This is a genomic window from Succinivibrio sp., assembly GCF_045124615.1.
Lineage (GTDB): Bacteria > Pseudomonadota > Gammaproteobacteria > Enterobacterales > Succinivibrionaceae > Succinivibrio > Succinivibrio faecicola.
Genome location: NZ_JBGVMC010000056.1, coordinates 1 through 4,825, shown reverse-complemented (window position 1 = coordinate 4,825; position 4,825 = coordinate 1). Strand labels below are relative to the sequence as shown.

Genomic DNA, 4,825 nt, shown 5'->3' with positions numbered 1-4,825 from the left:
ATAAATAATGAAACAGATAATGCTCCAAAGATTGATCTGGATAAATTAGAGGTTGAGGTAAACTATGACACAATTTCAAAACGTTATGAAGAGTTTGTAATCAGCAATTCTTACGATGCATTTAATCTGTTTTCAAATCTTATCCCTGTACAGCTTAGCTATTATGTAAAAAAAGCACGTGTAATTGATTCAGATATTTTTACAATTCCTATCTGCCGTGAAGGTGATCATAACTTTTTTGAACCAAGCACTCTAAAGCTTACCCAGACACCTCTTGAATATATTACCAAGACACTGAATCTTGATAAAAAAGAAGTTCTAGACTCTCTTGGTGAATCTGTAAGGAACTATAATTCTTTTTTCACTAGTCTTTTAAATCACGATAGTTCATCAATGCTTAAGGTCGTTGAAAACTATACTCTAAATGCAAGTAAGATAAATCAAAGAGAATTTTTTAAAATCTCTGATGAGAATAAAGCTAAGTATGAATGTATGCTTATGACAATATCAGGAGCATCTTTAAAGTGCATCAGACAAGCAACAGGTCTTCATCATTCAACAGTTGAAAAGATGTTTAAGGAATTTACCGGCCTTAATGATACACAGGTAAAGTCATACAATGCACAGTTTAAGAAAACCAGTAAAAGAGTTGTAATAAAAAAACTGATGAGCCATGTTAGAAACAGCAAGCAGATCATGCTTATGGTTGCTTTTTACAATATGTGTGCCCGCCTAATTTTAAAGAAAAGCAACATCAATGATATTCTGTCAAACTATGCAATGCCACAAAAGGTCTCAAACATCCTGGCAGTTGGTGCATACAGTACAGTTATTCTATTAAATGAATTTTTAAATCATTTTTTCAATGTTGAAACTTCAGTTACAAGAATCATAGAAAAACAGGAGCCGACTTTTGATGAGTTCATGGCTGTATTAGATAAGATTAATACAAATGAAGCTGAGGTGATCCGCTGTCCAAAGTGTAATACACCTTATATCTTTATGAAGAATCTTATTACTGAAGGTGATCTGGTTTATGAATTTAGAGATCCTCAACCATGCCCTGCATGCGGTTATTCATCAGAGCTAGTTGAGGATAAATACGACAATTCATCAAAAGACAGTCGTTTATGTTTCAGAACCACTACTCTAAAAAAGAGTTCTAAACTAACCACCTAAAAGACTGGCTACAATATTTGGTCTGGCATTTGCCTGCATAAGCATTTGAGATGTTGCATTCTGTCTTGTGTTGTAAGCTGCAAGATTGGATGTTTCAAGAGCATAATCAGCATCAATCATTCTTGAGCGGGCATCTGATTCTTGTTCAATAATATTTTCCTGATTTGAAATAGATGATGCAATTCTATTCTGAACAGCACCTAACTCTGCTCTTTTAGTATCAATAAACTCGATATAATTATCAATCGAAGCTAAAACTTTCTGAGCACTATCAGAGCTTGAAATATCAAATGATTTAGATGCAGCATCATAGCCGTCGCCATCAGATACACCACCTAGTGCATTTACCATATCTTCCATTGTAAATGATGTAGATAAATCAATATCTAAGGTAGTATTTGCGTTAGCTCCCACCTGTACTGAGAGCTTACCGTCATTAGAAATGATTCCGTTACCGGATCCTCTTAAGATCTGCGCTCCACCATAGGTTGTCTTACATGCAACTCTTGTAAGTTCAGAGCACAGTTCACTAACCTCTTTTTGCATTGTTGCTCTGTCTTCATCACTTACAGTTCCTGTAGAACTTTGAATTGCAAGCTGCCTTATTCTCTGCAAAATTGAGAAATTCTCTGCAAGTGCACCTTCTGCAATCTGCGCTACAGCCTCACCTTCAGATGCATTTCTGTTTCCTCTATCAAGACAGTTAATCTGAGCTGTAAAACGATTTGAAATCTGAAGATTAGAAGGATCGTCCTTTGCAGTATTTACTCTTTTTCCAGATGCTAATCTTTGAGTTGTAGTATCACCTAGCATTGTTGACTGACGCAGGTTTCTTTGCGCTGTCATAGAGGTGATATTAGTTGCACAAGTGATTCCCATAATTTTTCTCTCTTTAAATTGTTAATTATGGGAAAAGATAAGCAAATAGTGTGCCTAAGTTTACTATATATATATTTCTACTTATAAATCAGTCACTTATATTATTTTTCAAAAATCAGTTTTCGGCAATTTTCTGCCATTTAAGTAGTCTTTTTATCACTTCAGCACAAAAAGACAGATATTCGCGAGAAACTTTTGACGATCTGTCATAGAGTAAGACAGGACAGGCAGCAGAGCTTGCCTCTGATACTTTTGGATTGTAACTAATTAGAGTTTTGAAAATAAGATCAGTAAATGAATGCTCAAGCTCAGCTGAGATTACATCACACATCTTATGAAGAGGTTCATACATAGTCCTTAAAAGACCAAGTAATACAGCTCTGCTCTTTCCACTACTTTTTAAATTCTCATAGAATTTCATTAATGATGCCATTGAATCAACTGATAAAACATCTAAAGATACTGTTGAGATAATAAAATCAGAAGCGCATATGGCAGCTTTTGTAAGAAGATTTAGTGATGCAGGTGTATCTACAATGATGATGTCGTAATTGTCTTTTAAAGGTTTTAAAAGATTATCTAAACAAAGATGGGCATTTGGATCATCATTTAGAGCAGGAGGAACAGCTACAAGCTCATCTGATGAAAGTATTACATCAAATCCGCCTTTTAAATATGGAACAATACAATTTTCAATATTTACATTATCAAGAATTGCTGTTGCAAGATTACACTCAATATCAGTCTGCATAAAACCTAAAGCACAGCTTGCTGAGCCTTGAGGATCAAAATCTACAAGCAATACCTTCTTATTAACAGCTCTCATTGCACAGGCAAGATTAATTGCTGTTGATGTTTTTGCAGTTCCGCCTTTTGGATTGCATATTGTAATAATCTGTCCCATCATCTCCTCCTTAATAGATTTTATTTGTATAAAACATTATTGACAACAGATGATTTTAAATTTTGATAAATAAATCCTTTATAGTATTAAAATATTCTTATTAACTGACTAAAGGACACAAATATGAAACCACATAAATTATCAATTGTAGGTGTAGGACATGTAGGATCAGCTGTACTTGAAAAAGCTGTTGCTCTTGGATTATTTTCAACTATCTCTCTTGTCGATATTAAAGAGAATGTTGCATTTGGCGAAGCTTTGGATATATCACATTCAATGAGCTCATCACTTAATGCAAATACTATTGTATATTCAGGCGGTTTTGAATCTGTAAAAGATGCAGATATAATCATTATTGCCGCAGGTCCTAGTATTAAGCCTGGTTGCTCTGACAGACTGACACTTGCAAAGGAGAATACTGCAGTCATAACCGATGTTATGACAAACATCGTTAAATACAATACAAGTGCTGTTATTATCATGATTAGCAATCCACTTGATGTAACAACATATTTGGCAGCAACAAAATTCAACTTGAAAAAAGGTCAGGTTTTTGGAACAGGTACAACACTTGAAACATTAAGATTCAAATATATTATTTCAAATCTTTTAAATGTTGCACCGCATGATGTATACGGATATGTTTTAGGTGAGCATGGAAATTCATCTTTTCCTGCATTCTCAACTCTGAAGGTTGCAGGTCTTGACTATGATGACATTCAGGACTTCTTCAATATAGAAATCAACAAAAAAGAGATACAGGAAAATGTAATCAAAACAGCCTATGAAGTGAATAATGCAAAAGGTTGGACTAATACCGGTATTGCAGCAGGCGCTATAAGAATTGCAAAGGCAATACTATTAGATGAAAAGGCTGTTTTACCTGTATCTATGCCACTTGATGGTGAATATGGATTAAGCGGTGTGTCTTTATCACTTCCATGTCTTATAGGAAAGGATGGTGTTGAAAAAAGATTTACACCAAAGCTTTTTGATAATGAAACTGCTCTTTTAAAGAATAGTGCTTTGTGTATAAGATCTGTTATTGAAAATGTTGGACTTTAATTTGACAGACTTTCAAGCTAAAAATTAGGCTCGCATTTGCGAGCCTAATTTTTATTTTAATCATTGTTTGAGCTATCGTCATGACTTCCTGAATTTAACTTCATGGAGTTCCAGATACGGTTTGTAATCTTTGTTAACTTTGAAGTTGTAGGAGTCAGGAAATACATAGTCTTAATCTTTTCTTCTGAAAGATTTAATGAATCATTATCCTTTAAATCCTGATCAAGACCTGCAATAGCTGCATTTACAGGCATAATGTAACGGATCTCATTTGCAACTTTAGTTGCATTTACAGGATCCTGTAAATAGTTAAACCACTGATGTGCTGCATCATAGTGATCGCAGTTAGCTGCGATAGTCCAGCAGTCAAACCAGAAAGCTGAACCTTCCTTTGGGATCACATAATCAACATTAACACCGTTTGCCTTACCTCTTTGTGTAGACTGTAAAACGTCACCTGAATAGCCAATAGCAACACAGATTTCACCAGATGCCAAATCATTGATGTAACGTGATGAGTGGAAATATGAAACATTAGATGCAAGTTTTGTTAATACATCTAAAGCCTGATCGTAATCTTTAGCCTTCTCTGATTTAGGATCTTTACCTAAAACGTGCATGATTGTTGAAATCACCTCAATTGGTGAATCAAGAACAGCAATTCCGCACTGCTTTAATTTCTTTGAATTTTCAGGATCTAAAAGGAAATCCCAAGATGTAATCTTATAATCCTTACCGAAAATCTTGGCAATTTTATCTTTGTTATAACCGATACCAACTGAAATTTCTGTATATGGA

General features: G+C 34.5%; 5 protein-coding genes. 2 read left to right on the top strand and 3 right to left on the bottom strand.

Translation table 11 applies throughout. From position 1 onward, the window contains the following. Positions 1–1,179 (top strand): hypothetical protein (locus ACJML3_RS01475; protein WP_406019998.1); only part of this gene is annotated, 1,179 nt, incomplete at its 5' end. Here the strand turns inward: ACJML3_RS01475 and ACJML3_RS01470 are convergent. After that, complete coding sequence (locus ACJML3_RS01470; protein WP_406019996.1) at positions 1,168–2,058, bottom strand: flagellin; 891 nt, start codon at positions 2,056–2,058, stop codon at positions 1,168–1,170. The two genes, ACJML3_RS01475 and ACJML3_RS01470, sit on opposite strands and share 12 nt — an antisense overlap. Before the next feature lie 115 nt (positions 2,059–2,173). Beyond that, positions 2,174–2,962 (bottom strand): ParA family protein, encoded by a 789-nt coding sequence (locus tag ACJML3_RS01465; protein ID WP_406019994.1) that lies wholly within the window; start codon positions 2,960–2,962, stop codon positions 2,174–2,176. A 123-nt stretch (positions 2,963–3,085) separates the two neighbouring features. Here ACJML3_RS01465 and ACJML3_RS01460 point away from each other — a divergent pair, with 123 nt between their 5' ends. Then, positions 3,086–4,027, top strand: a complete 942-nt coding sequence (locus tag ACJML3_RS01460; protein WP_406019992.1) for a lactate/malate family dehydrogenase — start codon at positions 3,086–3,088, stop codon at positions 4,025–4,027. 56 nt (positions 4,028–4,083) lie between these two features. On the opposite strand, the gene ACJML3_RS01455 is transcribed toward ACJML3_RS01460, so the two are convergent. After that, positions 4,084–4,825 (bottom strand): extracellular solute-binding protein (locus ACJML3_RS01455; RefSeq protein ID WP_406019990.1); only part of this gene is annotated, 742 nt, incomplete at its 5' end.

What these genes read in the sequence shown, in the direction of transcription:
- ACJML3_RS01470 (WP_406019996.1), bottom strand. Translation starts at nt 2,058, where the DNA reads ATGGGAATCACTTGTGCAACTAATATCACCTCTATGACAGCGCAAAGA.
- ACJML3_RS01465 (WP_406019994.1), bottom strand. Translation starts at nt 2,962, where the DNA reads ATGGGACAGATTATTACAATATGCAATCCAAAAGGCGGAACTGCAAAA.
- ACJML3_RS01460 (WP_406019992.1), top strand. Translation starts at nt 3,086, where the DNA reads ATGAAACCACATAAATTATCAATTGTAGGTGTAGGACATGTAGGATCA.